This is a genomic window from Fictibacillus terranigra, assembly GCF_030412265.1.
Lineage (GTDB): Bacteria > Bacillota > Bacilli > Bacillales > Fictibacillaceae > Fictibacillus_C > Fictibacillus_C terrinigri.
The window spans coordinates 60,705-87,150 of record NZ_JAUHLN010000008.1 but is presented as its reverse complement, the minus strand read 5'-3'; the positions used below and the strand labels follow the sequence as shown (position 1 = coordinate 87,150).

Sequence of the window (26,446 nt, the reverse complement as noted above, 5' to 3'; positions counted from 1 at the left end):
GCGGTGTGTCCATCCCGGTCCTCTCGTACTAAGGACAGCTCCTCTCAAATTTCCTTCGCCCGCGACGGATAGGGACCGAATTGTCTCACGACGTTCTGAACCCAGCTCGCGTACCGCTTTAATGGGCGAACAGCTCAACCCTTGGGACCTTTGTTTGATTCTACGTCCCACTTTTAGCGATATTTTCAACTTTTGCGGTTGTAATATTATCATTATTCATGCTATTAATCTTGCTTAAGGCGGAGACAGAAAAAATTGAAATAACACAGCAAATCATAATATAAATACTGATAGGAACCGTACTTCCGAATTCATGCAATAAGAACAGCGAATAATAGGTGCCATTCCTCCACCTATAATGGAGGCAAATTGATAAGCGAGCGATGAACCGCTATAACGCAAATGAAGTGGAAAATTCTCAACGATTAATGCTGCTTGTGGCCCGTAGACCATACCCGGACCAATTCCTGAGATGGCTACTGCCAATATAATCAGAGCGGTTTGTCCGCTTTGGAAGAAATAGCAATGGTATTTGCCTTGTGCTATTGCTGAAGATTATGCCTTTTTCTCGATCCAGGCATAAACACACTCAAAACAATTGAAAGAGTTAAACCAGCCATCATAAATCCGCCGGATACCCAAGGTGACGGGCTGAATGATTCCGCCATGGCTCCCCACATGATCGGCACAAAGCCTGCGATGGCAAATATGAATCGCATATTAATTAGCAATAAAAAAAGCACTGCAATTAGCAGTGCTCAGCTTGTAGACATGGGACTTTGTCTACAAGCTGAAGACTCGTCAATGACGAGTCTTTTTTGTATTTAACCTCAGACAATTACAATGTCAAAACCAATGTCATTTCCAACATTTTAATTTTGATAATGCACCTCAAAACGGAACCCTTTACTGTTGAGGGTTTTTCATTAAAGCTGTTTTCTAAAAGATTGTTGCTATTTAGGCTAAATATAAAAGACACCTAATTTAGATGTCTTTCTTCAACTAACGCACCAAAGTTTTTAACTGCGAAGTTTTAAGTGAATATAAAGATCTGTAATCCATACACAAATATTTTTACTAATATAGAAATCTTTCGTTTCCACTGCTGTTAAAGGTCCAATGTTAATTGCACTTCTACTTTTTTTCGGAGGCCTCGCATACCCTTACCCTTTTGGCATATTACCGCTCCTTGACCATTTACTCTAGGATATGATGCAATAAGAAATAGGGATTAACTATTTTTTGAATAAAGAATATACATATATCGAACTGCACTACATAAACTAAGGTATTAAAACATAGAGGTGAACGGCCGTGAATAAGATAACGAAAAGTGAATATAAAGAACAACTGTTAAAACGATTGAGTAGTTACGAAAAAGCTGATTTCAAATTAAATAAGATATCATATCCCACTCCTATGGATACGATCAAACATCTAGTACCTTCCCTTTTACCCATATTAAAAAGCCCTAAAATTTAACAGGGCTTTTTTTATTTGATAGAAGTTAAAATGTTGTTAACTGTACTGAGTACAGGGTCATTTTTAGATACCTTTACTTTGTTGATATCAAATTCAAGGTTATTATTTTTCGCATAGTTATGCAATAATATAGCTCTGTATTGCTCTTTTGTAAGTTTTCTATTATTGTCTGTTGACTTTTCTATTTCTCGTGGAGCCGATTTATGTAAAGTGCTCATTGTTCTACACACTCCTTTGTATCTATTGTATACCCATTATTAAGCAGTTGCAAACAGGTGATTATTAATCATTATCTGTTAACTCTGTTGAGTTAAAAAGTATAGCTTCTTGTAAATCATCATCATTCACTGACAATAGCATAATGCTGTCCGTAACGATCTTGCTGTACTCAAAGATTCCTTTCAATACTTCCTTATCATAATCAGTAAAGATGTGTTCTTTGCTCTCAATCAAGACTATGTAGTTACCTGTTAATTCCTCTCTAGCAGCCATCATAAAATTGGTGTCACCAAACATTTTCTTCCTTGTGATGATCTTTCTGTCAGTATCCTGTTCATTGTACAATAAGTTGGCTAATCTGTTGTACTCCTGATTTGAGAAATAGTCGTTGTCTCCTAGATATTCTGAAACTTGAGCAGAAAGACTAATTTGGAGCTCGGAGTCAAAAAACTCTTCGTATTTCATCAGAATTTCTCTTAGTACTAGTTCATACGGAACCTCTGGTGAATGTTTAAATTTTCTTATAAAATAGTCATTTTGTTTCAACACGCTTGATATGAAATGAAATTGATTGAGTTGTTTTTCTTGGACTTTTGCTAATTCTGCGAACTCCACTTCAAACTGCATTACCTTTATCCTCTTAAGTGGATTTGCAATTAGATTCATTGCTACGAAAATTCCTAATAGCATCACTAAAACAAATCGCAAGACCGCTAATATGAAAGGACTGAAGATTCTCCCCATTAGGTCATTTCCGTCTTTTACAGTTGGAAGTGAATGATTATAATAGTATCCTTTTATGGCGTAAACAACTGCCGCTATAAAGAATATTGAAATAACGGCATAATAAATCTTATCTTTATTTTGTTGCATCCATTTCCATACGGGGTTGACCTTATTGATCATTCTATCCCAAAAGACTATAGTTTTTTCTTTCATTCGCTTGACTCCCTCATAGCAACTTATTCCTCAGTCTTCTCGATTCAAGCTTCTAATACCTTCCTTTTAAACAAAAAACGCACCTTTTTTTGAATAATGGGTTCAGTTTTGAGGTGCACAATTATAAAACGCATATCAAATCACAGCAGAAATCGCATTGTTTATTCACAACACCTCCCCCACCTGTTTATGGATCCTTCCTCTGTAAACGTTTTCTCCATTTATTATAAAATCGCTTCTCTGGTTCGTCTATCCATATCCTGCCAAAGACCTATTTCCTCATTTCAAAGGCAACATATGATGGGTAACAAAAAGGAAAAACCTAACGGAAACGGAATTCTTTAAAATAAAGTTGAAACGGGGGCTTATGGAGATTAGTAATAAATGGTTACTAGCTGTACTCTTATTGGCAATCTTTGTGGTCGCTTGTTTTTTGGTATTCCGGCCGGCCCATCCAGCCACCCCAGCTCTTCCTAGCATTCCCTCTACATCCGTGGAAGAGCAGGTCTGCTCAAGATGGTGACTGTAAAGGAATCCGTTTGTTCGACGCTGATTCACATTTTGTTTTTGCCGAAAGCAGTACAGGGATCACTCCAGCGCTTACCAATAATGAATTCACCGAATTTAAGAAGTTCATTTATCCCATGCTGAATTTTCACGAGTTCAACGAGGAGCGATCCGATCCTTCACCGATACGGCAAAAGGCATCGTTCACGGTCCTTTTTTAGTCTTCTAACGGAAACCTTCAAACAATTGGAGCGATTGGAATATCAACCTTTTAAAAACATAGAGAGAGGAGCGCACTGCTTTATAGCATTGCAACTAACTACTGAAAAAATAAAAATCAGAGCCTATCCATATCCGACAATTCCTATCGAATTGTTTAAAAATTTTGAATTGACTCACTAATAAAAAGAAATTATAATGGCGAAAAGGTTTCGCTCAATTTTGTCTTTAAGCAGAAGGAGATGTGCAGCACCCTATGAGCTCAAATATCAAAGATGTAGCACGGCATGCTGCCGTTTCCATTAGTACGGTCTCAAGGGTAATGAATATGCCCGATAAAGTAGCCAAAGAAACGAGAGACAAAGTCCTGAACGCAATAAGGGAGCTTAATTACATGCCCAATGCATTGGCGAGGGGGCTGATATTCAAAAGGACAAAATCTCTCGGTGTACTCATTCCTGACATTTCGAATATGTTTTACTCCGAAATGTTACACGGAATGGAGGCTGCAGCTCATGATCAGAACTACAACCTGATTTTGTGCAATACCGATAACAACAAAACGAGAATGATGGAAAGCCTGAGCGTCTTGAAAGAGAAACAAATTGATGGATTGATATTTACTAGTGAACCGATCTATCCCGATTATCATGAATTGTTTCTTAAGCTTCAGATCCCCATTGTCCTAGCTGCTACACACAGCCTTGAGTACGATCTCCCGTCCGTTAAAGTCAATGACGAGCAAGCGAGCTACGACGCGACGGAATATTTGATCAAAAACGGCCATCGCCAAATTGGTATGATCTGTGGGTCCATTACAGACCAGGTAACCGCGATGCCCCGCCTTCAAGGCTTTCTTAGGGCCCTTAAGGTCCATCAAATGGAAGCTGACATGGAAAAGCTGGTCGAGTTTGGGTCATACAAGTTCGAAGATGGTTACCATGCCATGCACAAACTGCTTGAAAAGTATCCCGATATTACGGCGGTCTTTGCGGCTGGCGATGAAAGGGCGCTAGGCGCGATCTCTTACCTGCACGAAAAGGGAAAGTCAGTACCCGAGGATATCTCGGTCATTGGGTTTGACAACTTGCGATTATCCCAAATGTCCATACCAAAACTGACAACTGTCGGACAACCCCTCTATGAAATCGGATATTTGGCAGTGGAAAAGCTGGATCATTTAATCCAGAAGGAGCATGTACCAGAATTACGGACATATGTGGACCACCAAATTGTGGAGCGACAATCAGTAAAAATGAGGAACCATGAGTCTGTTTGATGCCGAACCCTTTTTTATCCGCTATGAAAAGCTTTTCATAGCATGACAAGTATTTTTGTGTATTCAGTTTTGTCAATAATCAATAGATTTTAGCACACCATTCCTATCAGAACGGAGAGGATAGAAATTGAAATTGCGAGTGAATATTAAACAAGCGCTTAGTTATGGTGCCGGTAATTTCGGTCTTAATCTATTCTTTAGCTCTGTATCAACCTATCTTTTGTATTTCTATACAGACAATATGGGAATCACCGCTGCGGCTGCCGGCACTTTGATGTTTGCGGCACAGCTCGTCAATTTGATCATTAACCCCACAATGGGCGTTCTGGTAGATCGAACGTATAGCAGATGGGGCAAGTTCCGCCCTTATTTCCTGTTTGGCTGCCTTCCTCTCGCCGCAATCGGAGTTATGATTTTTACTGTCCCTTCTTTAGACACATCAGGCAAGCTGCTTTATGCATATATCACCTACATTCTTTTTAATATCATCTACTCCGTTATCAATGTTCCTTACAGTTCAGTCCTCGCCAGCATGTCCAATGATTATCAAGTCAGATCGCAGATTTCCTCCATCAAGGTATTTCTCGGACAGTTCGGAGGACTCTTCGTAAGCAGCGCCACCCTTCCGTTAATCCATCTCTTCGCAACAGAAAAAGCTGGATTCCAAATGGTGTACATTGGTTATGGTGCGATTCTGATTCTTACCCTCCTGATTACGTTCCTGGGCACCAAAGGAATTGGCCATACTCCGCGAGACACGCCAAAATCGGAAACCGCACCTCTAACTTTATCCAAACAAATGAGCACGGTCTTCCTCAACAAATATTTACTGCTGTTGCTCAGCTTTATTTTTGTATTCCAATTAACCTTAATTACGAAAAATTCATCTGTATTGTACTTTTTTAAATATAATATGGGTCAGGCCGATATGTTTTCTGTGTACTCATTGGTTGGATTTGCGATTCAGCTTGTCGGCATTGTAATAAATCCCTTTCTTGTAAGCAAAATCGGCAAAAGAAATGTCGGAATCATCAGCCAATTCCTCATCATCTTCAGTCTGCTCGGATTTTATTTCACAGCATCCAGCGTGTCTATGATATTTATACTGGGGGGTATAAGCTATTTAGGATATGGCATGGCCATACCTCTCTTGTGGGCCATGGTCCCTGATACGATTGAATACGGGGAATGGAAAACCGGTGTACGGGCGGAGGGTACGATTTATTCTACCTTTATCTTTGTTCAACTGTTCGCCCAGGCCATCTCTGCCAAATTATCAGGAAGCATTCTGTCTGCAGTGGGTTATGTCCCCAATGCCGTTCAATCCGAAGGTGCTTTAAACGGAATAAAAGCCATTGTCAGTTTGATCCCGGTAACTGGTGCAATTCTTTGCGTGATTATTCTTGCGATGTACGGTCTTAATGAAAAAATGTTTACAAAATATGTGGCAGAGATCGCTTCTCGCAAGGTCTCGTTATCTACCGATGACCAGAAAACCATCCATGCGAAGTAAAACTAAGAAATGTAAAGAGAGGAGAACACTATGACAAAGCCTAATATTATTTTGATGATTTCACATGATACGGGTCGTTACCTGGGCTGCTATGGCCGACAAGTCGCAACCCCAGCCATTGATAAGATAGCAGACAATGGGGTCAGGTTTGACAACTATTTCTGCTCCGCGCCTCAATGCAGTCCGAGCCGCGGCAGCATTATGACCGGTTTGTACGCGCATAACCACGGCATGATAGGCTTATCCCATTTAGGCTTCACCATCACTGAAGATAAAACAACGCTCCCGAAGGAACTCGACAAAGCAGGTTATGAAACCGTTTTGATCGGATTGAGTCATGAAACGATCGGGCAGCCTGGAGGGAGTGCATTCACGTCATCCGGAAAACTTGGATACAAAAGAATTATTGAAGTGGGAGGCCCCGGAAACCCGGATGGTAACCTGGCGCCGCTTGTGGCTGATAAAACGATTCAATTTTTGCAGGAGCAGGCTTCCTCAGGCCAGGAATGTCCGTTCTTCGCATCTGTTGGTTTTTTTGAAACTCACCGCGATTTTGATGCCTACGAACCACAGGCAGATCCTGATGATTCCATTGCTGTACCGGATTACTTGCCGGACACACCAGAGGTGCGACGCGACGTAGCCCAATTCCAGGCGTCCGTTAAAACATTGGATGAAGGCATCGAACGAATTCACCGTGCCCTTCAGGAAACGGGACTTGATAAAAATACATTGCTTTTGTACACGACGGATCATGGTATTGCATTTCCCAGGGCAAAAGGGACCTTGTTGGATGCAGGATTGGAAACTGCCTTAATCATGAACTGGCCAGGGGAGGTCCAGGGCGGAAAAGTGCAGGAGGAACTGCTTTGCAATGTGGATTTGATGCCAACGTTGCTTGAAGCGGCGGGGGCGGACATTCCTCCGGGATTGGATGGCAGAAGTTTCTTGCCCCTGCTAAAAGAAAAGCCTTTTACACCCAGGGAGGAATTTTTCTGCGAATTAACGTGGCACGATCGTTATCATCCTATGAGGGGCATTAGAACCGATCGTTACAAATATATTCGAAACTTTGAAGATGGCCCGGCAGTCTATCTTCCCCTCGATATTCATCGCAGTTTATCCGGACAGTCGGTCAGGGATGACTATTACACCCCCAATGTATCAGAAGAACTATATGATTTACTCTTGGATCCATTGGAAGAACATAATCTCGCGAATAATGATGAATATGCGGAGCTGTTGCAAGATTTAAGAGGCCGTGTAGAGGAATGGATGGTCACAACCAATGATCCTCTCCTAAAAGGAGCCGTTCCAGGAAAGGAAGCCCCGGAATGGCAGCAAGAATTGGACATGGGAACGACTTACAAGGGCCGAGAACAGGAGATATCATCCAGAGGACAAAAAAATTCGTAGATTGATAGCTACACTTGGAAATTCGGAGGAGGTTATCCATGAATTCTAAACCCACTCATGTCTGCTGCGCGGCAGGCAGACGAGAAATCGGATCCAATGTACCCGGAATATCCAAAAAGGAAAAGGACATGCCACCACTCCCCGTCTCCGACTCATTAGAAAAATCGCATGCGAAAACTCATATGGTCCACTTGTCTGGAGGCGATTTTCTGATGGGTAGTGAAGATGATGAAGGTTTTGCAGCAGACGGTGAAGGCCCTGTTCGCAGGGTAAAACTTCGACCCTTTTATATCGATCCCTATGCGGTCAGCAACAAACATTTCGCCCGTTTTATTGAAGACACAGGATATATAACAGAAGCCGAACATTTTGGCTGGTCCTTTGTTTTTCATATGTTTGTATCACCTGCGGTCGCACGCACCGTGACTCAAGTCCCCCAAGATACGCCTTGGTGGCTGCCAGTGTCCGGTGCCAACTGGAAACATCCTGAGGGACCGGATTCCAACCTTTCCTTGCGTATGGATCATCCTGTCATTCATATATCGTGGAATGATGCACTAGCTTATTGCCATTGGGCAGGTGTCAGACTGCCTACCGAAACGGAGTGGGAATATGCGGCCAGAGGAGGGCTTGAGCAAAAAAACTATCCATGGGGCGATGAGTTAAAGCCGGAAGGTCAGCATCAGTGCAATATCTGGCAGGGCCAATTTCCGGTTAAAAATGATAGGAGCGATGGTTTTTTAGCAACCGCTCCTGTGGATGCGTTCCTGCCAAACGGCTTTGGTCTATACAACGTCTCAGGAAATGTGTGGGAATGGTGCTCCGATTGGTTCAGCCCGAATTTCCACCTCACTGGGTCGAGGGTAAATCCTGTCGGACCTCCAAAAGGAAAATCACGCGTCATGCGAGGCGGTTCCTATTTATGTCATAAATCCTACTGCAACCGATACCGCGTAGGCGCACGGAGTCATAATACACCCGACAGCTCATCCGGAAATATAGGTTTCAGGTGTGCGGCCGATGCATGATTAATACAAAATAAAAGTCCTTTAAACTTTCAAGCCACTTTTGGAGTACCCTCAACTATAAAAACACATATAATAGCAGGGTAATTCGCATATGAATTCACTCTGCTTTTTGTGTTATTACCAAAAAAAAAGACCGATTTAGTTCGGCCTTTTGTAGCACTCTCTAATAAAATGATATTTATTAAAGATACCTGTATTGTTATGGCTAATTGCAAACCGTTGAAAAAAATTACGTGGATCTTTAGACATTGTAAATGAAGTGCCCGACCAATACTGCCTGTTGAAATTTGTGGCGAAGACTAATATAACCTGAACGGTATTGTTCCCCTTTATCTTGTAAAAATCTTTCAGAATTAAGTGAAACATCTTCATTCAGGGATGCCACAATGCTGAAAAGATAATTATTAGGGCTCTTTTTCTTTTATGCTTTAACAAAAGATAGTGGTCTTCTGTTTTTTCTTTTTTGATTGACGTAATTTAAAACATCCTGTGATAGTGTGGCATTACCATTGAGGTCTTTCGCAACATAATACAAGAATTTAGCCATATCTTCCTTGCGATACTTATCTAGCTCAGGTCTCAAGGTTTCTACAGTTGTTTTTGCCCTATCCCTATCCAAAAATGGTACAATGTCATTTACTTGGTGTGCTAAATGTAAAGATAACTCTGAGGTGGTTTCTCGGTAAGAGGTTCCTCCATTTTTCTGATATACATATTCCTTCTGAACTTTATTTAGAAATGATTGAAGTGCAAAACTATATTCTAGTGTTTTGACTTTACTCATGGTGTTTGCCACCCTTCACTAGTTTTTTCATATCTTATTATACGACTTTTACCTTATAATATCGTCACTAATTGGTGTAAGTTTAAATCAGGATGATTAGGATTTGTAACATATCCTCTGTATTCCACCATAAATAACAACTTTTCTAAATTCAACTTTCCAAAATCTGTGTTTCCCTTAAATCAATTAAGTCTTTTTCTAAACATGTAACTTTGTGTTTAATGCATTTTTGCTTGAGCATCATCCCGCGATTATCAATAGGTCATAGTAACTGCTAATGGGTTTCACTTCCGACGAGAAAACCTTAACATCTTTTTGGTAAAGCCCATTAAAGAAGCGAGATTTCTCCCGCTCTGTTCTGTTTTCTTCATGATTAAGTTTTCACCATATTTTGCAGGAATTGCTCCCCATTGCGGGAAATCGTCGTGCCAGCGCGACCCTGTCTAATAAGCAGGAGCCCGAGTTCCCCCAACACCTGAAGCCTCATCCTCAGCTGCTGTTCGGTAAGCAGGATACCTTTTGTCTTTAGCATCGACGCTACAGTCGGCCTGCCATACGACTCACGCTTCTTCTTACCTTCTGCAAAGATTTGCAATATTAACAGGCTCTCATCCAAAAACCCGTGCTCCTCGATCTTTTGGATGATGCGTTCATCCTCTGCTCCTTCATCCCTACCTGTTTTCCCCTCCCCTTTTACAAAATGAGGAAGATCTTGTTTCTCTATTTTTTTCTTGCCGAGGCAGACACAATAATAGACAACATTATGAAGCTCGCGCACATTGCCTGGCCATTCATACTCTTGCATTGATTCAATGGCACACGGGGTAAACACTATTTTCTCTTTGTTAAGCGACTTCTTGAAGCTTTCCACGAGTGGTACGATATCTTCTTTCCTCGTCTTTAGAGATGGCAGCGACAGCGTGAGTGCGGAGAGTTGAAAATACAAATCCCTTCGGAACTTTTCTTCGGTGACTAACCTAAGCAGGTCCTCGGAGCTCGTTGTGATTATCCGAACATCCGCCTTGACAGGATACTGTCCGCCTTTCCTCAAGAATTCACCTGTTTCTAGGAGATGCAGGAGTTTTGCTTGTATCGAAAGTGAAAGACCTTCCACTGTTTTTAATAGAAGCGTGCCACCATCTGCCCTCTCAATAAAACCAGGAAGGCAGCCCTCCTCCGACTCTTCGCCGAAAAGATCTTTCTCCAACATCTCAACGGTTCTCGTCGAACAGTTCAGAGATAAGAATGGTCCTCTGCTAGACCCCGAACCATTATAAATCGCTTCAGCAATCACACTCTTCCCTGTACCTGTCTCTCCTGTTATGTAAATTGGACAGCTCACTTTTGCCGCATTCCGGGCACTTTCTATAACACTCTTCATCACTGGATTGAAGGCAACGATTCTGCCAAACGTAAAGCGTGCAGTATTCTGCGCGTTTGCGTTTTCCGTGATGTTTCGAAAGTATTCCCTTTGCTTTTCCACTTTCGTAATCGAAAGAAGGGACTTCATGTAGCGCTTAATCACCAACGAGTGCTTATCCTCTAACCCAAGAACTTGAAACAGCTCATACACGGTCTCAAGAGCCACCACACGGGGGCCAATATCAATCACTTCTGCCAATCCTGTCGGCACAAGGTGCTTTTCACCGGGCGTCAACACATAGTCGATTTTACCTGGTAGCGGCTGATCAGGATAGTATGGGTAATAGGTGTGCTCAAAGACGATTTCCTGAAGGGTCTCCACTGTTTGTTCCGTGTTGATCCTATTGTCATTCACGACTAGGATATGTTGCCCTTTCGAAAGGTCGATCACTTTTTTCAAATTGACGATGTTAACCGAACGCTTGCCAATAAGGCATACGGTTCCATCATACAAATAAGGCTTCACGAGCTCTTTTAAAAAAGGGCCCGATAATAATACAATATCACCGGGCTCCACTGTATTTGTTTGTAAATCTTTTACAGTAATTGATCGCACTTGAACCATATCACCGACGATATCAACCATTTGTTTGGAGATCAGTGACATGTATTCCTCTTCGATCGTAATGATTACTAGCTTTCGATCCATTCCTCCACCTGCTTTATGGGTCGTTCTGTCAGTCGTTGTATAGATGGCATGCCGTAAAATGTCCAGGGCGCGTTTCTTTAAAGGCTGGAATCTGCGATTTACAAAGATCCGTCACAAATGGGCAGCGCGTATGGAAGGTACACCCTGAGGGCGGGTTCGATGGACTTGGAATATCTCCCTGCAATACAATCCGCTCACGCTTTATCCTCGGATTCGGAATCGGAACCGCTGAGATCAACGACTGTGTATATGGATGGAGCGGCTCTTCATAGAGGGAATCCTTGTCCGCCAGCTCGACCATCCGGCCAAGGTACATTACCCCGATCCGGCTGCTGATGTGTTCGACTACGCTTAAATCATGAGCGATAAACACATAGGTCAGCCCAAATTCCTCCTGCAGATCCTGTAGCAGGTTAAGAATTTGAGACTGGATGGAAACATCCAGTGCCGAGACCGGCTCATCAGCGATTATCAGTTTTGGATTTACGGCAAGCGCTCTCGCGATCCCAATTCTTTGTCTCTGCCCGCCGCTGAATTCATGGGGATAACGCTCTCCATGGTATGAACTCAGTCCCACGACCTCAAGCAATTCATGGACCCGTTTTTCGCGTTGTTTTCCATTCAACAAGCCATGGATCACGAGGGGCTCAGCGATGATTTCTTTTACTCTCATCCTTGGATTGAGGGATGCATACGGATCCTGGAAAATCATCTGGAAGTCCTTGCGAAGATCCCTCACCTCATTCTCGTTCAGGCTTCCAAGGTCATGCCCTTCAAAGATGATCGCCCCTTCGGTTGGTTCCAGCAGATTCATAATCATCCGGCCCGTTGTTGATTTTCCACAGCCGCTCTCGCCGACTAGCCCGAAGGTTTCCCCTTTGTTTACGGAAAAGGAAACACCGTCCACTGCTTTCACGAACCCTTTCTTGCCGAACAGCCCTTTTTTATAAGGAAAGTACTTTTTAATATTTTTAACTTCAATCAATGGGGCGACGGTCATGTTTATGCCTCCTTAACCAGGTCTCGTTGATACAATAAACATCGGCACTGGTGGTCAGCTCCAACCGGTAATAACTCCGGTTCCACTTCCCGGCAGAGGTCGAAAACTTCAGAACACCTCGGTGCGAACTTGCAGCCAGGTGGCCGTTCTAACGGATTCGGTACGGTGCCCGGAATTGAACCAAGACGGTTTTTCTTTTCGCGAAGCTTCGGGATAGACTGAAGGAGACCCTTTGTATACGGGTGCTTCGGATTTTCAAATAGTTCATAGATATCCGCTTCTTCTACCACCTTTCCCGCGTACATGACGACCACCCTGTCACACATCTCTGCCACCACACCAAGGTCATGAGTGATCAGCATGATCGCCGTTTCTTCTTCCGCACTCAACTTCTTCATCAACTCAAGAATCTGTGCCTGAATCGTAACGTCAAGGGCGGTCGTCGGTTCATCCGCAATCAGAAGCTTCGGCTTGCACGACATCGCCATTGCGATCATGACCCTCTGCCGCATCCCGCCCGAAAGCTGGTGCGGGTACTCGTTCACAATCTCCTCTGCCCGCGGAATTCCTACGAGCTTCAGCATTTCGATCACATGCTCGTGTGCTTTCTTGCCTTCCAATCCGAGGTGGAGACCGACAGCCTCCTTGATCTGTCTTCCGATCGTCAGGACAGGATTAAGGGATGTCATCGGTTCCTGGAAGATCATCGCAATCTCGTTCCCGCGGATGTTCCTCATTTCTCTGTCAGACAGAGATAACAGGTCCTTTCCTTTGAATTGGATGGAACCGCCAACGACTCTTCCTGGCGTATCTTTTAAAAGACGCATAACGGAAAGCGAGGTCACACTTTTACCGCAGCCGGATTCTCCAACAATCCCGACTGTTTCCCCTTTTTTTATGGTAATATTTACACCATCAACAGCCGGAACGATACCATCATCACTAAAAAAGTGAGTTTTCAAGTTTTCTATAGTCAGTAACTTATCCCTCATGCCACCGCTCCCTTTAATCCTTAATTTTAGGGTCAAGCGCATCGCGAAGCCCGTCACCAAGCAGGTTGAACGCAAGCACCGTCACGAAAATCGCCATACCCGGATAAAATACGACATGCGGTGCCGTATTCAAATAATCCCTACCGGAGCTGAGCATTGCTCCCCATTCTGGTGTAGGAGGCTGTGCCCCGAGACCAAGGAAGCTCAAACTTGCTGCAGTCAGAATCGATGTGCCAATTCTCATTGTGAAGTAAACAATGATACTCGAAACCGTTCCAGGGAAAATATGCTTCCAGATCAACCGGCTGTTTTTTGCGCCAAGAGATTTTGTCGCTTCCACATAAAGCGTGGCTTTCACCGACAAGGTGCTGCTCCTCACAATGCGCGCAAAAATCGGAACACTGAAAATGGAGACCGCAATAATGACGTTCGAGAGCCCAGGACCCAGGATAGCAATGATGCCGATAGCAAGCAGGATTCCCGGAAAAGCAAACAAAACATCACAGATTCGCATGATGACACTGTCGATCCATTTGCCGTAGAAACCAGCAATGATGCCGAGAATGGTGCCGCCGAGCGCTCCGAACAAGACAGAGAAGAGGCCGACGAACAGAGAGATTCTCGTCCCTTCCAATACACGGCTGAATATATCACGGCCGTAAGCATCCGTCCCCATCCAATGGTGGAGAGACGGGCCTGCAAGGATAGATTCATAATCAAATTCTTTGGAGCTATATGGAGCAATATAAGGCCCGACCAACGCGATAAGCATCAAAGCAAGGACAAAAGACCCTGCTACGAGCGCCATCTTTTGCTTTTTGAACTTCCGCCAGAACTCCGAAAGAGGAGTGCGCGCCTTTACCTGGACGGGCTGAGGTCTGGCCAGTTCGGTCTTGTCCTTGGGCTGATGTGCCAAATTTGCCTGTACCACGTTCTATACCTCCTTCACTCGTACCGGATCTGTGGATTCATCACACCGTATAAAAGGTCAACGATTAAATTAATAATGATAAATTCAAGAGCAAACAAAAGCATCAAGGACTGGATCACCGGATAATCCCGAAAAGAAACCGAGTCGACCAAAAGGCGACCGAGTCCAGGCCAGCCAAAAACCGTTTCGATAACAATGGATCCACCCAGAAGGAAACCGAACTGTAGCCCCGTCATCGTCACGACTGGAATCAGCGCATTCTTTAGGCCGTGGTCCCAGACCACTTTTCTTTCATGGAGCCCCTTTGCCCTTCCTGTACGAATATAATCTTCTTTTAAAATATCCATGAGAGAAGAACGGGTAAAACGAGCGATGACGGCTGCGACACCTGCCCCTAGTGTCAGGGATGGAAGAACGTAGCTCTTCCAGGAATCGAGTCCGCCTGTCGGAAACCATCCAAGCTTTACCGAAAAGAGCTGGATCAGCATAAGGCCCATCCAGAAGGATGGAAGTGAAATTCCCGCTACCGCACCAAACATTCCGGCATAATCCTGCCACTTGTTTCGCTTGCTTGCTGAAACCACCCCGATCAACAGGCCAAAGAGAACGGCCCACACCATGCTCCACACGCTAAGCCAAAAAGTTGGCATAAAACGAGACTGGATTTCTTCAATAACGGGCCTTTTCGTCTTTAGAGAATGACCAAAATCGCCATGGATCATATTGGTGACGAAAGACAGATACTGCTGATGCAGCGGCTTATCAAGCTCGAGTTGCTTGCGCACCGACTCTACATCCTGCTGGGTGGCGTCCTGCCCGGCAACGAGCCTTGCGGGATCACCGGGTATCATATGCACAAACAAAAAGATAAAAATCGAAACAATCATAAGGATCGGTATAATGCCTGCAAGCCGTTTTATAAAGTATTGAAACAATAGGACTACCTCCCTAACGGATAGTAATTGAGCGCTGTTACCAGCGCCCAATTAAACTATTATTGTACGATTTCTCCGTCAGTCACAGTCAATGAACCATCTGGGAGAAGGGTTACACCTTTTAAATATTCACGCTTACCGAGCATCGTATGGTCGACAGAAAGGAACACCCAGGGTGCTTCCTCCCACAGCAAGGTTTGAAGCTTTGCGTACGCTTCTTCGCGAACTTTAGGGTCTGCAGTTTGAAGAGCTTGATTTAAAAGTTCATTTGATTTTCCATTATCAAAATATGCGGTATTGTAAGACTTAGGCGGGAATGCATCCTTGCCTCCGAGAAGTGGCCTAACCCCCCAGTCCGCATCACCGGTAGATGGCGACCAACCGCCGTAGTACAGTTCAATATTCGCTTTCTTTGGATCATCTACAGACCAGATTTTTTCAGACATCGTACCGGCTTCCATAGGTTCAATCTTGAGCTTGATGTTAACCTGTGAAAGCTGCTGCTGCAGGAACTCCATCGCCTTTTGGGCGCTTGATGTGTTAGAACCCCAGATTTTTGCGGTGAAGCCATTTTCATATCCTGCTTCTTTCAATAGCTTTTTTGCTTTTTCAATGTTAAAGTCATACGTTTTCTGTGCGGAATAGAACTGCGTTTCTGGTGCGATAACAGAGTCCATCTTGTCGGCATAACCCTGCATGACGACTTTCATAAACGCCTCTTTATTCACTGCATAGTTCATGGCCTGTCGCACCTTCTTTTCGCTGAACGGCTTCTTCATGGTGTTCATGGACATATAGCGGACAACGATGGACGGATCGTTTTCAACTACGATCCCCTTTTTCCCGTTGATTGCTTTCGCCTGCTCCGTCGGCACTGGATAAATGAAATCCGCTTCCCCAGTCTGGAGCATCGCTACACGGGATCCATTTTCAGGAACTGGCTTAAACGTGATGGAATCAAGCTTCGGAAGGTCTTTCTGCCAGTAGGTTGCATTCTTCTCTACTTTCAGGTAGTCGCCAGGCTTCCACTCCTTAAAAACATAAGGGCCTGTGCCTACGGGGTGTCTTGCTACTTCCTTATCGTATTTTTTAAGTGCCTTCGGACTGATCATCATCGCTGCTGGGTGGGCAAAGTTGTTGATCATCGCACCAAACGGCTTCTTCAAGGTGACTTTGACTGTGTACTCATCGATCGCTTCAGTCTTCTCAACCATTTCAAAAAGGCTGTGGCGCTTCAGGTTATTGTTTGGATCAGCCAGACGGTCGATGTTCACTTTAACGGCTTCCGCATTCAAAGGAGTGCCGTCATGAAATTTGATTCCGTGCTTCAATTTAAACGTAAAAACCTTGGCATTTGTGCTTGCTTTATAGCTTTCTGCCAGCACCGGAATCACCTTCATCTCTTTATCAAAGCCGAGCAGCCCTTCAAGCATCGTTTTCTGAGCAGAATAGGAAAGGGTATCGTTCGTATCATGCGGGTCCATGCTGATAAAGTTTTCCGCGACCGCGATGGTGATGTCTTTTCCTTCCTTCTTTATCTCTTTTGTTTTAACATTCGATTGTCCTTCTTCCCCACCGCTCGGCTGATTGCTCGAACAGCCCGCAAGTAGGATGCTCACCATGAAAACAACTGCCAGAAACGATAAAAAGCTTTTCTTGAACATTCCCCATCCCCCTCGTTATGCTGGATTTATTAACGTCTTTACATTTTGTAATGCAAAGGATGCTACAATTTCCCCGACTGTTTCCTTTCGGGCATTCTTTAGTTCAGGCCGGTAATGGTGCATGAGCTCTTCCACCTGTGATTCTGTCAGCAGGTTGAGTTGCTTCAATACTTCGACTGTTGCCGGATGGATCGCTCTTGGACTGCCATCTTCCATCTTTAAAGCAATACCAAGGCCCGTTTCGCGATCACCGATGCAATATACCGATTCGGCGCCCGCTTTTCCAAACATGCGCCCTCTTGTGGTTTTCATAAAATCCGTGCAAAATCGCCCTGTTCCGCCTACCATTTCCGGATGCTTCATCATCGCTGATGTGATCCTCTCCACTGCCTTTTGCCTTTTAGGGCCGAGTGCTTCCGGCTTGGCAAGGCGGGCAAAGGCAAAAGCCAGACGTTCTAGCGGGAGCTCGAACACCGGAACACCGCAACCGTCAACCGCGATGCCGATCTGGTCCTCTGGAAAATCAGCCAATTCGCTCATGACGCGCTTGATCCTCTTTTGCACCGGATGCTCCGGCAAAAAATAGCTTTCAAGCGGTTCACCCAGAAACTTTGCCGTTGCAAGCATTCCGGTGTGCTTACCGGAACAGTTGCTATAAAGAGGTGTGAGCTCTTTGCCTGCTAGGATAAGCTCCTTGTATGTATCATGCGAGCGGGGAATGTGTGTCCCACATTGAAGGGCCTCCTCCTGAATACCAGCCCGCTTTAAAATTGCATGAACGCGATCAGTATGTTGCGCCTCTCCGCTGTGTGAAGAACAGCTCAAGGCAATGTCCGCCTCGTCATAGCCAAAAGCTTCGGCTGCTCCCGACTCAAGTAGTGGTATGGCCTGGATGGGCTTGACCGAAGACCGGGCAAACGTCGGCCGAAACGGATCTCCTAACGAGTAGAGAAGTTCTCCCTCCGCATTCACCACAGCCACATGGCCGCTGTGCGTGCTCTCAATCCTTCCACCACGAACGACTTCTATCATTTTGACTGACGCCATATGACGCCCCCTTTCTCTAAGTTTTCTAACTATTTATAATATTACAACACATTACATCCTGTTTAAACCAATTTAAAAAAAATTTTCCTTAAATGTCTGTTGAAGTAGGTATTTCAATCTATCAGATTAATTTAACAAGAGGATATTCCTATTCTTTCTAAGAAATATGTATGCATACGGATATACGTTAATATGAAAAAGCCCAACAGGCTCTTCTCAAAGATTTTTATAAAAGAAAATAAAAAAGGAAGGGTAAAACCCTTCCCATGATTATAGGTATCCTTTTTCTTTCAGACTGGTATACTCAGCCTTGGCATTAATGATTAAGTGATCCAGAACTTCAATACCGATGAGTTTCCCGGCAGCTGCCAAGCGTCCTGTGACTTCAATATCTTCACGGGAGGGCATGGTGTCCTGGCTTGGATGCTGATGATAGACAAGGATAGAAGAGGCATTATTCAAGATGGCAGATTTGAAGACTTCTCTCGGATGAACGATACTGGAATTTAGGGCCCCGACATGGCACCGATGCACGGCGATTACTCGGTTCTTCGTATTCAGGCACATGACGAAGAACACTTCCCGATCATCATCCCCGATAAATGAAGCGGCCACCCTCGCTCCATCCTGGGGAGACCGGACCAGGTACTGCTCCCCTCCTTCAATTTCGGATATTACTTGCTTGATGCGTTGAATCTCGTAAACAGCTTCCATAGTATAAACAGCTCCCTTCTTTGTTTGAAGGAGCAGTAATCTTTGCGAAAAGAGGGGTCAAGGGACCTGAAGTTTGTGAAGTTTTTTGAAATGACTCACTCAAAAAAGTTCACAAAATTTGCGGAGCGAGCGAAGCATCCCTTGAGGCTTTTCATGAGCAAACGATTAAACTTGGAAGAACAAAGGAGGAAAAAAAACAGCCTTTAAATAGAGTATCAGTTGCATCCAGTACCAGAAGATCATTGATAGATTAAAACCGATCGAATCTGCAAGACTCCTTATTATTAGTAGTCTTACTTTTCGAGTTAAATGTAAAAACTGCCTTCTTCGTCTCTCTAAGCATAGTCACTAAAGTGATAAGGGTAACGATAGCCGCACCAATCACGTAATAAGATGGGCTAAGCGGATCGTTTGTGTACGTAATCAAAATGTTGCAATAAACGGAGCAAATCCGCCGAAGATTGCTACCGACGTATTATAGGCAAGAGACATACCTCCGTACCGAACATTTGTTGGTAAAGCTCTGCCAGCGTGGCTGGAATAACGCCAACTCAAGATCTCTCACATCTGGCGTTTTCCACTAGATAGAATGGATTTTGGATTTAACAATATCCTAAAATCATATCGTATTATTGTTATAATATAGTCCCGTATGGTGGTGAATACTTAACTATTACAAGTTGAGACGATCTCAAACTGGTTATAAACATCCTTTATAGCAGCTTGAATGGCTTGGCTTGCTTTCCCGCGGTAATGCTTTTGAATCCTTTCGATTAACTGATCAACACCTTCATCCAGACTATAGCCACAGAGCAATTGACGAATATATTCCCTCCCATGCTCGGTTGCAAGTGTACAAGATGCATCAATGATGACCCCGTATTTAAAGTCGAGTTCCAATGTGATCGTTACTGAATCATATAAACTCCTTGCGGCCATGCCTTGCGGAAGTTTAGCATGCCCTGCTATAAAATATGTATTCATAGAACCAGTCCCTTCTTTTTTCATTGGATGTTAGAATAAATTATAGCAGTTTACGCGGCAGGTGATTTTACATTTCCTTTCAAATGATTAATGAATTGAAACTTCCTCGAAAGGCCAAGCAGGCAACTTTTGACGAAGTGGCTTATCATTTCTATAACCTAGAGCGTATTCACCCTGCATGATGGTATGAATTTCTCTTGTCCCTTCATAAATGACGGGAGCTTTGGAATTTCTTAAGTAACGCTCAACAGGGTATTCATCAGAGTAACCATAGGCGCCATGGATTTGCACTGCATCATTTGCAGCGTCGAAAGCAGCATCACAAGCAAACCATTTGGCTAGAGAGGTCTCTCTTGTATTACGTTCTCCTTCGTTTTTCAACCAGCCAGCTTTATAAACAAGGAGCCTGGAAATTTCAAGATTCGAGCTCATTTTTGCAATCATTTGCTGTACCAGTTGATGCTTGCCAATTTCCTTTCCAAATGTTTTCCTTTCATGGCAGTATTTTAGACTGCCCTCCAAACTCGCGTTAATGAGTCCACACGCACCAGCAGCTACCGTAAAACGTCCGTTGTCCAACGCAGACATTGCAATTTTAAATCCTTCTCCTTCTTCTCCCAGTCTGTTGGAAACAGGAACTTTAACATCATTTAAAATCACTTCTCCGGTATTTCCGGCTCGAATGCCTAATTTTCCTTTAATTGCTTTTGTTTCTACTCCTTCAAATGTCCGTTCCACAATAAATGGAGTGATTCCTTGGTGCCCCATACTGGAATCAGTTTTGGCGAAAATAAGAAAGTGGTCTGCGATGTCACAAAGAGAGATCCAAGTTTTAGCACCATTTAATATATAGTGATCTCCATTTCGAACAGCAGTAGAATTCATTGCCGCCACATCGGAACCTGCATTCTGTTCTGTCAGCCCAAATGCGCCGATTTTTCTTCCTTGTGCTTGAGGAACAAGATATTTTTGTTTTTGTTCTTCTGTTCCCCATTGCAATAAAGTCATACTATTCAACCCAGTGTGTACAGAAACAGCCGTCCGATATGCTGTATCTCCGCGCTCCAATTCATCACAAACAATGGCTAAGGTATTATAGTCCATTCCGACTCCGCCGTATTCTTCAGGTATACAGACACCCATAAGCTGTAAATCCGCTAATCTCTTTAATATAGATGGCTGGAACTCACCATTTTTATCCCATTCCCGAATATAGGGGGAGATTTCCTTATCAACAAATTTCCTCACTACTTTCTGAACACCTCTTTGTTCCTCTGTCAGTTCAAAATTCATCATGTTTTGATTCCTCCTAAATGATTTTATTTAGTTTAAAATCCTCTATTTCTTCTTTACGGTATCCCATCTGGAGCAGAACAGAGTCCGTATGCTCCCCATATAATGGGGGATATTTTCTCATCGTAACCGGTGTTTTTGAAAGTTTTAAAGGAGAACCAGTTAACCTTAGATTCTTAGCTGTAGGGTGATCCATTTCTATTACCATATCCCGCTCCTTTACCTGGGGATTCTCAAACATCTCTTTAATGGTGTTAATAGGGCCGCTAGGAATCCCTTCTCTATCAAACTGTTCTTTCCATTCTTTTCTTGTCTTCATCATCAACAGCTCTTCACATATGGTGACCAACTGTTTTTTATTGCGAATACGTGCTTCATTAGTTGAAAATTCCTTCATATTCGCTAAATCCGGCCGTTCCAATATTTTAGTAAATCTACGAAACTGATTGTCGTTACCAACCGCAACTACAAGTGCACCGTCCTTGGCAGAAAACACTTGATACGGCACAATATTTGGATGTTGATTTCCCATTCTCACAGGATCCACTCCGCTGCATAAATAATTACTTGCCACATTGATTAATGACGAGACCTGGCAATGCATTAAAGAAATATCAATTTCTTGACCCTCACCAGTTCTTTCTCGATGGTACAAAGCGGTTAAGATCCCTATACAGGTATATAAACCCGTTAACACATCCGCAATTGCAACTTTGACTGGGCTGCCTTCTTTTTCACCAGTGATGCTCATTAGTCCGCTCATTGCCTGAATAATGAAATCATACCCAGGTAAATCCTTATACGGACCGGTTGAACCAAAACCTGTAATAGAGGCCATGATTAATTTAGGATTACTGGTTTTCAGTTGCTCGAAACCCATACCCATTTTGTCTAACGTTCCTGTTTTGAAATTTTGTACGACTACATCCCCAGAAGATACTAGCTTCGTAAAAATTTCTTTTCCTTTTTCAGATTTTAAATTAAGTGTGATGCTTTGTTTATTTCTGTTTGCACATAGATAGTACGCACTCTCCCCGCCATTAAAAGGGGGACCCCACGACCTGGTTTCATCGCCCGATTCATGGTGTTCAATTTTGATGATTTCTGCTCCTAAATCACCAAGGATCATCGTACAAAAAGGACCTGCTAATACCCGGGATAAATCAATGATTTTAATGCCTTCCAGAGCCAACCCCATTAAATCACCTCTTTCTTGTCATTTCGGTACAATAAAAAGAGTCAGCAAAAACAAACAATGTCACTATACATTGAAAGTTTTTACTGACTCTTATCCAAGGCTTGTCTTCCTGCAAAAGAAGATCAAGTGAACAAAGTCAATTCTCTATTCTATTCTCAGTATAAAACACAAACCGGCTATGCAGCAGGGCTTATTGCTGTCATCGGATGGATAGTATCATCATAATTAAATATTCAGAATTTTTCAATCTTCCTATCAGAAATTTTTATTATGAAGAACATTAAAAGGCTAATAGAGGCACTGACCGTTGTATTGCACTTAATAAACAAAGTCGAAAATTTTTTTCTAGAATCATCCTAACCACTTCGACAAAAGTAATAAATACCCAGTCTCTAGCGAATAACAATGAGACTATAGGACCTAAAAGGTCACGGCATTAGAACTTAAACACTAGTTATTAGCCGTATTTATAAACGAATTGCACTTTATATTTAAATAACAAGGGGGAGAAAATTTTACACTTTCAGGTAAAATTAACCTATTATTATACCAGACGTTTCTCCTATAATTAATTTATCTTAGAAAGGAGGAATTGCATGAGAAAGAAAAGTTTTATAGCATTGACTACGATGTTGACAGCCTTTTCCTTAACCCTATCATCTTTGAACGATACAAATGCCACTGCAGAGGAAAAAAATAGTCAGAGTCATTCAAAAGCCGTTTTGAAATCACAACCCAGGTACTCTTATAATGATGCCATCCGCGAGACCGTTTTTGTCCAATCAAGCCTAGATACTGATCTTAATGGACAAGCGGATCGCATAGCGGTAGACATTATGCGTCCAAAAGAGTCAGGCTCCAAATTGAAAGTTCCTGTCATTATGGATGCAAGTCCTTATTACGAACGCTTAGGCAGAGGAAATGAAAGTGAAATTAAAGACAAGGACAAAGATGGTATCAATGAGAAGTTTCCACTTTTCTACGATAACTATTTCGTCCCTAGAGGGTATGCTGTGGTGCATCCAGAAATGGTGGGGACAAACCAATCAGACGGATGTGCAACGACTGGCGGATACGAGGAGATTGAAAGTATCAAAGTAGTAATAGATTGGTTGAATGGACGAGCCACTGCCAGGGATAAGAACGGTAAAGTTGTAGAAGCAGAGTGGACAACGGGCAATGTCGGAATGATTGGTAAATCTTATGATGGTACTTTAGCTAATGGTGTCGCTGCAACCGGAGTCGAGGGGTTAAAAACCATCGTGCCGATTGGTGCCATAAGCAGCTGGTACAATTATTATCGCTATGAAGGACTTACATATTATAAAAATGGTCCTGGCGGCTTAGCCCGGACGGTGACCAGTACCGCTAGAAAAGAGGCTTGTCAGCCTGTTTTTGACCGTTTGAATAAAGAGGCTGATGATCAAACTGGTGACTATAATGATTTTTGGAATGAGAGAAATTATATAAAAGATGTAAAGAACGTTAAGGCAAGTGTGTTTGCTGTACATGGCCTCAATGACTACAACGTGAAGATGAATCAATTCGCTGATTGGTGGGAGGCACTTTCCAAGGAGGATGTTCCTCGCAAACTATGGTTATCTCAGATCGGTCACGTCGATCCATTTGATTTCCGTAGGGCTGAGTGGGTTGATACCTTACATCAATGGTTTGATTATTGGCTGCTTGACATTGAAAATGGCATTATGAAGGAACCAGCTGTTGATATTGAACGCGGAGCAGATAACTGGGAAACTTATTCATCATGGCCAGATAAGAAGGCTCACCCACTGAAACTGCGCTTTTTGCCGGGACCAAATAAAGATTCAAACGGCATCTTATCTCCAGCCCCTGTGAAGAAAAGAATGTCCACCCAAAGTTTTACGGATAACCCCAAGCAAACCGAAACGGACATGGTAACGAATGAAACGACGGTAAAAAGCGACCGGTTGGTTTTCCTGACGGATACATTGAAGAATAATGTTCGTTTAAGCGGCAGACCTAAAATTTCCCTGCGTGCAGGCGTAGACAAGCCAGATTCGAATTTGACGGTGCTCATCGTGGATTACGGAACCGATACTCGTATAGATCATGAAAGCAAAGGTGAAGGAATCCGGACTCTTACTGAGGAAAGCTGCTGGGGAGAAAGCTCGGCTGCAGATGATGCATGCTATAAAGAGACAGAAAAAACGATCCATACCGCACCTTATGAGGTGGTAACAAGAGGATGGTTCGATCCTCAGAACTGGAAATCGATCTTAATCGAGGACGAGCTAAGGCCAGAGAAAACGTACAGGTTCCAATGGAACACCTTGCCTGAAGACTATGTATTTAAAGCGGGACACCGTATCGGAGTCATTGTTGCGGGAAGCGACTACAGACGCACCGTTGCGTCAACCACTGGGGCCACTTACGACGTGCACCTTGGACAAAGTTACGCAGAACTGCCTTTAGTGGGAGTCAAAAAGACTAAATAAACTTGTGGAAGATAAGTCACAGAAGCCATTTCTGTGGCTTTTGTTATTCCACCCCAGAACCCAACCTTTCCTGCTAACAACTCTTCTTTCCCCTAAACATATTTTTTCTTGAGATCACCGAACCTAGAAAGCAGCTGCAGCACATTTGTTTTCATAGATTCGGAGTCATTCCTTAATCCCGATCTGAATATTTACTTACCTTTAAAGTAAATCATTTGGAGTTTTAAAAATTTAATTTGTTAACATTTGGATTAATAATGCTTTTCCTGTTGTAGCAGTGTCATGGGCTGGGCATCCATTCGGAAATTCAGGAGAAAACACACTTCTTCCTACATCTCCCGGTCCAGCAGATGGGCTTCATCCACGACCACCACTGGGGTCCGCTGATGAATGCCTTTCATTAGCTCAATTTCTCGGTGGAGTTGGCGCTTGGCATCCCCTCGATAAAATTTTGATTCGAGTCCAAGCTGTTCCAACATCCCCTTATAAAAATGGCGAGGCGTCAGTTTGGAGTCGGACAGGTAGAGAAGTTTGTAAAGAGACGCATCGAGCTGATCCGTCAATTTACGGATGGCCATCGTTTTGCCCAATCCGCATTCACCTGTCCATACTGCAAAAAGCTACCGTTCCGCCGAGTAATTCAACCGTCCCAGCATCTCTTCCAACACAACCGAACATACAACTGATGGATTCCTGGGTATTCTATTAGTAAATTAGGTAGAAAAAAAGTGAAAAAGACAGGGTAGGTTCCCTGCCTTAGAAATTTTATAACGTTAGCAATATCTTACCGGTACTTTGTCTGCTTTCCACCAGTTCATGTGCCTTTGCCGCATCCTCAATGGAAAAACGTGAACCGATCTTCATTTGCAGGCGGCCATCCGCCAAATAAGGAAGCACCTGGTCAGCCGTATCCTGCAAAAGGTATGGGCGTCTGTCGCGGGTGGTTCCCAAGCTGAACCCCATAACAGAACGGCAGCGGGAATGCAGATCCGTTGTTTTGACTTGGCCTACCATGCCCCCGGCGGCATTGCCGAAATTGACCAATCTTCCATAATACGCAAGACATTCAAGACTTTTTTCTGCAACCCATCCGGAGATCGAATCCAGAATGACATCGGCACCCCGCCCATCCGTCAGTTCATTTACTTTCGCAGCAAAATCTTCGGTTTCATAGCAGATGACATAATCTGCACCAGCTTCCAGTGCTGCAGCTTTTTTACTTTCATTTCCTATGGTTCCGATTACGCGCTTCGCCCCTAATACCTTGGCAAGCTGAATCGCAGTCGTACCAATACCACCTGCTGCGGCATGTATCAATACCGTTTCTCCGTGCTGAAGCCTTGCGACATCTGCCAAAAGCTTATATGAGGTAAAGGAAACGGTTGGGCAGGCCGCGGCCGTTTCAAAGTCGATACTGTCCGGAATTGCAAAGGTGAGATTTTCATCGGCGACAATATACTCCGCATAGGAACCATTTTTGGGGAAAGCTATTACCCTGTCCCCGGCTTTTAAACGTTTTACGCCTTCCCCAACCGCTTCAACTGTCCCGGCAGCATCCAAACCCGGAACGAACGGAGGCTGCCCCGTTCCATGATATTTGCCGTATCTGGCTTTAATGTCCGCAAAGTTTACTGCAGTTGCTATAACACGGATTAACACTTGCTTTGGCCCAAGGGCGGGTTTCTCAATCTCCGTGTACTTCAACACTTCTGGTCCGCCAAATTCAGTTATAACAATCGCTTTCATCCAAAATC

21 protein-coding genes and 1 pseudogene are annotated in these 26,446 nt (G+C 43.6%); 5 read left to right on the top strand and 17 right to left on the bottom strand.

All coding sequences use genetic code 11. The annotated features are described in order from the left end of the window. Positions 1-542: 542 nt before the first annotated feature. The 3 genes from QYF49_RS23810 to QYF49_RS23800 all read right to left on the bottom strand — a co-directional run bounded on the left by QYF49_RS23810 (position 543) and on the right by QYF49_RS23800 (position 2,640). Positions 543-731: a hypothetical protein gene (locus QYF49_RS23810; RefSeq protein ID WP_290402078.1), complete on the bottom strand. Its 189-nt coding sequence runs from the start codon at positions 729-731 to the stop codon at positions 543-545. Positions 732-1,493: 762 nt separating this feature from the next. Further along, on the bottom strand, positions 1,494-1,700 hold the full coding sequence (locus QYF49_RS23805) for a hypothetical protein (RefSeq protein ID WP_290402077.1): 207 nt from the start codon (positions 1,698-1,700) through the stop codon (positions 1,494-1,496). Between the two features lie 64 nt (positions 1,701-1,764). After that, complete coding sequence (locus QYF49_RS23800; protein ID WP_290402076.1) at positions 1,765-2,640, bottom strand: hypothetical protein; 876 nt, start codon at positions 2,638-2,640, stop codon at positions 1,765-1,767. 982 nt (positions 2,641-3,622) lie between these two features. On the opposite strand from QYF49_RS23800, the gene QYF49_RS23795 reads away from it, so the two are divergent. The 4 genes from QYF49_RS23795 to QYF49_RS23780 all read left to right on the top strand — a co-directional run bounded on the left by QYF49_RS23795 (position 3,623) and on the right by QYF49_RS23780 (position 8,602). Further along, positions 3,623-4,645 carry a LacI family DNA-binding transcriptional regulator gene (locus QYF49_RS23795; RefSeq protein ID WP_290402075.1) on the top strand — a complete coding sequence of 341 codons (1,023 nt, stop codon included), beginning with the start codon at positions 3,623-3,625 and terminating at the stop codon, positions 4,643-4,645. Between the two features lie 127 nt (positions 4,646-4,772). Then, entirely contained in the window at positions 4,773-6,158 is a 1,386-nt protein-coding gene (locus tag QYF49_RS23790; protein WP_290402074.1) for a glycoside-pentoside-hexuronide (GPH):cation symporter, read from the top strand. Between the two features lie 30 nt (positions 6,159-6,188). After that, positions 6,189-7,574, top strand: coding sequence for a sulfatase family protein (locus QYF49_RS23785; RefSeq protein ID WP_290402073.1), 1,386 nt, complete (start codon positions 6,189-6,191; stop codon positions 7,572-7,574). Between the two features lie 38 nt (positions 7,575-7,612). Next, the gene (locus QYF49_RS23780) at positions 7,613-8,602 is read left to right on the top strand and encodes a formylglycine-generating enzyme family protein (protein WP_425589635.1); all 990 of its coding nucleotides are present in this window, start codon (positions 7,613-7,615) and stop codon (positions 8,600-8,602) included. Positions 8,603-9,023: 421 nt separating this feature from the next. Here the strand turns inward: QYF49_RS23780 and QYF49_RS23775 are convergent, their stop codons facing one another. The 12 genes from QYF49_RS23775 to QYF49_RS23720 form a co-directional block, all read right to left on the bottom strand. Next, entirely contained in the window at positions 9,024-9,386 is a 363-nt protein-coding gene (locus QYF49_RS23775; RefSeq protein WP_290402072.1) for a hypothetical protein, read from the bottom strand. Between the two features lie 373 nt (positions 9,387-9,759). After that, a complete protein-coding gene (locus tag QYF49_RS23770; RefSeq protein ID WP_290402071.1) occupies positions 9,760-11,457 on the bottom strand; it encodes a sigma 54-interacting transcriptional regulator in 1,698 nt (565 codons plus the stop codon). A 28-nt stretch (positions 11,458-11,485) separates the two neighbouring features. Next, entirely contained in the window at positions 11,486-12,457 is a 972-nt protein-coding gene (locus QYF49_RS23765; protein ID WP_290402070.1) for an ABC transporter ATP-binding protein, read from the bottom strand. A gap of 2 nt (positions 12,458-12,459) precedes the next feature. After that, positions 12,460-13,449 carry an ABC transporter ATP-binding protein gene (locus tag QYF49_RS23760; protein ID WP_290402069.1) on the bottom strand — a complete coding sequence of 330 codons (990 nt, stop codon included), beginning with the start codon at positions 13,447-13,449 and terminating at the stop codon, positions 12,460-12,462. Between the two features lie 13 nt (positions 13,450-13,462). Continuing rightward, the gene (locus tag QYF49_RS23755; protein WP_290402080.1) at positions 13,463-14,335 is read right to left on the bottom strand and encodes an ABC transporter permease subunit; all 873 of its coding nucleotides are present in this window, start codon (positions 14,333-14,335) and stop codon (positions 13,463-13,465) included. 59 nt (positions 14,336-14,394) lie between these two features. Next, positions 14,395-15,315, bottom strand: a complete 921-nt coding sequence (gene gsiC, locus QYF49_RS23750) for a glutathione ABC transporter permease GsiC (RefSeq protein WP_290402068.1) — start codon at positions 15,313-15,315, stop codon at positions 14,395-14,397. A gap of 59 nt (positions 15,316-15,374) precedes the next feature. Further along, positions 15,375-16,979: a glutathione ABC transporter substrate-binding protein gene (locus QYF49_RS23745; protein ID WP_290402067.1), complete on the bottom strand. Its 1,605-nt coding sequence runs from the start codon at positions 16,977-16,979 to the stop codon at positions 15,375-15,377. Positions 16,980-16,994: 15 nt separating this feature from the next. Further along, a complete protein-coding gene (locus tag QYF49_RS23740; protein ID WP_290402066.1) occupies positions 16,995-18,026 on the bottom strand; it encodes an asparaginase in 1,032 nt (343 codons plus the stop codon). A gap of 270 nt (positions 18,027-18,296) precedes the next feature. Then, the gene (locus QYF49_RS23735) at positions 18,297-18,740 is read right to left on the bottom strand and encodes a JAB domain-containing protein (RefSeq protein ID WP_290402065.1); all 444 of its coding nucleotides are present in this window, start codon (positions 18,738-18,740) and stop codon (positions 18,297-18,299) included. A gap of 666 nt (positions 18,741-19,406) precedes the next feature. Continuing rightward, positions 19,407-19,724 (bottom strand): DUF3870 domain-containing protein, encoded by a 318-nt coding sequence (locus tag QYF49_RS23730; RefSeq protein WP_290402064.1) that lies wholly within the window; start codon positions 19,722-19,724, stop codon positions 19,407-19,409. Between the two features lie 87 nt (positions 19,725-19,811). Further along, a complete protein-coding gene (locus tag QYF49_RS23725; RefSeq protein WP_290402079.1) occupies positions 19,812-21,017 on the bottom strand; it encodes an acyl-CoA dehydrogenase family protein in 1,206 nt (401 codons plus the stop codon). Between the two features lie 16 nt (positions 21,018-21,033). Continuing rightward, positions 21,034-22,215: a CaiB/BaiF CoA transferase family protein gene (locus tag QYF49_RS23720; protein WP_290402063.1), complete on the bottom strand. Its 1,182-nt coding sequence runs from the start codon at positions 22,213-22,215 to the stop codon at positions 21,034-21,036. A gap of 596 nt (positions 22,216-22,811) precedes the next feature. On the opposite strand from QYF49_RS23720, the gene QYF49_RS23715 reads away from it, so the two are divergent. Beyond that, the gene (locus QYF49_RS23715) at positions 22,812-24,692 is read left to right on the top strand and encodes a Xaa-Pro dipeptidyl-peptidase (RefSeq protein WP_290402062.1); all 1,881 of its coding nucleotides are present in this window, start codon (positions 22,812-22,814) and stop codon (positions 24,690-24,692) included. A gap of 329 nt (positions 24,693-25,021) precedes the next feature. Here the strand turns inward: QYF49_RS23715 and QYF49_RS23710 are convergent. Further along, positions 25,022-25,297, bottom strand: a pseudogene (locus QYF49_RS23710) (AAA family ATPase); the annotation flags it as partial. 160 nt (positions 25,298-25,457) lie between these two features. Further along, entirely contained in the window at positions 25,458-26,438 is a 981-nt protein-coding gene (locus QYF49_RS23705) for a quinone oxidoreductase family protein (protein WP_290402061.1), read from the bottom strand. Positions 26,439-26,446: the final 8 nt, after the last annotated feature.

Excerpts from the sequence above, each read along its gene's own strand:
- QYF49_RS23805 (WP_290402077.1), bottom strand. The coding sequence starts at position 1,700 with ATGAGCACTTTACATAAATCGGCTCCACGAGAAATAGAAAAGTCAACA.
- QYF49_RS23800 (WP_290402076.1), bottom strand. The coding sequence starts at position 2,640 with ATGAAAGAAAAAACTATAGTCTTTTGGGATAGAATGATCAATAAGGTC.
- QYF49_RS23795 (WP_290402075.1), top strand. The coding sequence starts at position 3,623 with ATGAGCTCAAATATCAAAGATGTAGCACGGCATGCTGCCGTTTCCATT.
- QYF49_RS23785 (WP_290402073.1), top strand. The coding sequence starts at position 6,189 with ATGACAAAGCCTAATATTATTTTGATGATTTCACATGATACGGGTCGT.
- QYF49_RS23780 (WP_425589635.1), top strand. The coding sequence starts at position 7,613 with ATGAATTCTAAACCCACTCATGTCTGCTGCGCGGCAGGCAGACGAGAA.
- QYF49_RS23775 (WP_290402072.1), bottom strand. The coding sequence starts at position 9,386 with ATGAGTAAAGTCAAAACACTAGAATATAGTTTTGCACTTCAATCATTT.
- QYF49_RS23770 (WP_290402071.1), bottom strand. The coding sequence starts at position 11,457 with ATGGATCGAAAGCTAGTAATCATTACGATCGAAGAGGAATACATGTCA.
- QYF49_RS23765 (WP_290402070.1), bottom strand. The coding sequence starts at position 12,457 with ATGACCGTCGCCCCATTGATTGAAGTTAAAAATATTAAAAAGTACTTT.
- QYF49_RS23760 (WP_290402069.1), bottom strand. The coding sequence starts at position 13,449 with ATGAGGGATAAGTTACTGACTATAGAAAACTTGAAAACTCACTTTTTT.
- QYF49_RS23745 (WP_290402067.1), bottom strand. The coding sequence starts at position 16,979 with ATGTTCAAGAAAAGCTTTTTATCGTTTCTGGCAGTTGTTTTCATGGTG.
- QYF49_RS23740 (WP_290402066.1), bottom strand. The coding sequence starts at position 18,026 with ATGGCGTCAGTCAAAATGATAGAAGTCGTTCGTGGTGGAAGGATTGAG.
- QYF49_RS23735 (WP_290402065.1), bottom strand. The coding sequence starts at position 18,740 with ATGGAAGCTGTTTACGAGATTCAACGCATCAAGCAAGTAATATCCGAA.
- QYF49_RS23730 (WP_290402064.1), bottom strand. The coding sequence starts at position 19,724 with ATGAATACATATTTTATAGCAGGGCATGCTAAACTTCCGCAAGGCATG.
- QYF49_RS23725 (WP_290402079.1), bottom strand. The coding sequence starts at position 21,017 with ATGAATTTTGAACTGACAGAGGAACAAAGAGGTGTTCAGAAAGTAGTG.
- QYF49_RS23720 (WP_290402063.1), bottom strand. The coding sequence starts at position 22,215 with ATGGGGTTGGCTCTGGAAGGCATTAAAATCATTGATTTATCCCGGGTA.
- QYF49_RS23715 (WP_290402062.1), top strand. The coding sequence starts at position 22,812 with ATGAGAAAGAAAAGTTTTATAGCATTGACTACGATGTTGACAGCCTTT.
- QYF49_RS23705 (WP_290402061.1), bottom strand. The coding sequence starts at position 26,438 with ATGAAAGCGATTGTTATAACTGAATTTGGCGGACCAGAAGTGTTGAAG.